Source organism: Arthrobacter sp. H5 (genome assembly GCF_000520595.1).
GTDB lineage: Bacteria > Actinomycetota > Actinomycetes > Actinomycetales > Micrococcaceae > Arthrobacter_D.
Genome location: NZ_AZSC01000361.1, coordinates 1 through 2,475, shown reverse-complemented (window position 1 = coordinate 2,475; position 2,475 = coordinate 1). Strand labels below are relative to the sequence as shown.

At 63.9% G+C, this 2,475-nt stretch carries 3 protein-coding genes; 2 read left to right on the top strand and 1 reads right to left on the bottom strand.

The genetic code is table 11. From position 1 onward, the window contains the following. The coding region (locus Y708_RS0101600; RefSeq protein ID WP_028278564.1) for an MFS transporter at nucleotides 1-959 on the top strand (959 nt) is incomplete at its 5' end. Here the strand turns inward: Y708_RS0101600 and Y708_RS0101595 are convergent. Then, the gene (locus Y708_RS0101595) at nucleotides 956-1,363 is read right to left on the bottom strand and encodes a DUF1844 domain-containing protein (protein ID WP_028278563.1); all 408 of its coding nucleotides are present in this window, start codon (nucleotides 1,361-1,363) and stop codon (nucleotides 956-958) included. The two genes, Y708_RS0101600 and Y708_RS0101595, sit on opposite strands and share 4 nt — an antisense overlap. A gap of 209 nt (nucleotides 1,364-1,572) precedes the next feature. Between Y708_RS0101595 and infC the strand changes: the two genes are divergently transcribed. Then, on the top strand, nucleotides 1,573-2,475 hold a 903-nt coding region (gene infC, locus Y708_RS28915; RefSeq protein ID WP_343212930.1), incomplete at its 3' end, for a translation initiation factor IF-3.

Sequence of the window (2,475 nt, the reverse complement as noted above, 5' to 3'; positions counted from 1 at the left end):
CCCTTCCCGTCTTCTCGGTGGTCCGTCAGTCCCTGGGAGTCATGGTGACAGGAGACGCCCGCCGCACGGCCTTCACCCTGGACGCCGTCTCCACCGAAGTGATTTTCATGGGCGGGCCGGCGCTCGGAGCGATACTCGCCACCCAGGTGTCCACGGTGCTGGGGCTGACCCTGGTGGGGCTGTCCACCTCTTTCGCCGGGTTATTTCTGATGTGGTTCAATCCGCCCACCCGCAGTAGTCAGCCGTCAGCGGTTGGACCATCGCTGGACGGACCGGAGGACGACGCAGCCACTGTAAATGCCGTGGTGGCCGCTGCTCCAGCGCGGGTCCCCGAGGCATCGGCGGAACTGTTGCCAGGTGCCCGGCCCGGCCGCACCAGGGCAGCGAGGACCCGTATTGCGGGCAGCTTTTCCTGGCTCACCATTCCGGTGGCGGTGGTGATGGTTGTCGCTGCCGGCGCAGGACTTGTCCTCGCGGGCACTGACGTGGGAATCATCGCAGTCCTCGAGGACGCTGACAGGGTCTCCGAACTCGGGTGGGTATTCCTGGCATGGTGTGCGGCGTCGGTAGTGGGTGGTCTTGTTTACGGTGCCATGCACCACACTGTGTCACCGCTGACGCTGCTGCTGCTGATGAGCGCCCTGACCATCCCCATGGGATTAGCGGATAACACCCTGACCCTCAGCCTGCTGGCCCTCGCTCCGGGTCTGGTGTGTGCGCCGGTCCTCTCGGCGGCTTCGGAGAAGGTTGCACAACTGGTGGACGAGGAGCGGCGCGGGGAAGCCATGGGCTGGTACGGGTCGGCGTTGACGTCCGGGGTGGCGCTGGGTGCGCCGCTCGCCGGGGTCATGATCGACGTGGTTGGTCCGTGGGGCGGATTTACCGCGGTCGGTTCCGCGGCGGCAGCGATATCTCTGCTCGGGTTGGTGGTGCAGCGGGTACGACGGCGGCGGGTCTAGTTGACCGGGCCAGTGAACTTCTCTCCCGGGCCCTGTCCGGGGGCGTCCTCGATGAGGGATGCTTCACGGAAGGCCAGTTGGAGCGACCGCAGTCCGTCGCGCAGGGGGCCGGCGTGCTGGCTGCCGATCTCCGGTGCGGCGGCCGTGATCAGACCGGCGAGGGCGGTAATGAGCTTCCTCGCTTCGTCGAGGTCCTTGTGCTGCTCCGCGTCGTCTCCCTCGGCGAGTCCGCACTTGACTGCCGCAGCGCTCATCAGGTGGACAGCCGTCGTCGTAATCACTTCCACCGCCGCTACCTCGGCGATGTCGCGTACGCGATCCTGCGCGCCGGCTGGTTCAGGTCGCTCTGCGGCTGGCTGAAAGGTATGGCGGGTGCCGGGCTGATTGCTGTCTGGGGTGCTCATGCTGGTAAGCTTGTCACAGACCAATTGAAGGTCGTTATTTTTTGTGCCCATCCGTGGCCATGAGAAAAATCACCTTCAGTATGCAAGCGGAGTCCTCTCCCACCCGCGATTGCCAGGCGTTCCGGATTCGGTTCGTGGCGGCAGCCGGGTTCAGGTCGGTGCACGTGAGGTGGTACGCGTCTCTTGGACGCGGTGGCTGCCCGGCACTGATTATCGAGGCCTTCGAATGCGCATGCAATCGGAGGCCTTCTTCTATTGCAGGTGGTTCACATTCTTCGAGAAAACAGGAGCAACACATTAGCGAGCCAAGAATCAATGATCGTATCCGTGTCCCCGAGGTGCGGTTGGTAGGCCCTGCGGGCGAACAGGTAGGGATTGTCCGCATTGAGGACGCCCTCCGGCTCGCTGCCGAGTCCGACCTTGATCTTGTTGAAGTGGCGCCGCAGGCGAAGCCTCCGGTTGCGAAGCTCATGGATTTTGGCAAGTACAAGTATGAAGCAGCGGTCAAGGCTCGCGAGGCGCGCAAGAACCAGACAAACACCGTTCTCAAGGAGATCCGGTTTCGTCTGAAGATTGACACCCACGACTACGAGACCAAGCGCGGGCATGCGCTTCGCTTCCTCGGTGCAGGAGACAAGGTCAAGGCCATGATCCAGTTCCGCGGTCGCGAGCAGCAGCGTCCGGAAATGGGTATCCGCCTGCTGCAGCGCTTCGCCGAGGACGTTGCCGAAGTTGGTGTGGTGGAGTCCACTCCCCGCATTGACGGCCGCAATATGGTCATGGTGATTGGACCTGTCAAGAACAAGGCGGAGGCCAAGGCTGAGGCCCGCCGCGCCGTGCAACGGGCTGAATCCAAAGCTGCGAATGAGGCAGGCAAGTCGGGCGAGAAGGTGGACGTGTCGCCGGATGGCAAGGGGCCAATGACCCAGAGCCTGGCCGATCTGTTGCCCGAGGGCTACTCGACTACTGCATCTGCCGAAGCTGCCGACGCGCAGGCAGCTGTTGCAGCCGAAGAGGCCATCGCACAGGAGACCATCGCACAGGAGGCTGCCGCGTCGAAGGCCCGCAAGGCTGAGGCTGTTGAGGAGCCGGCGGCACAGCCCGCATCTACG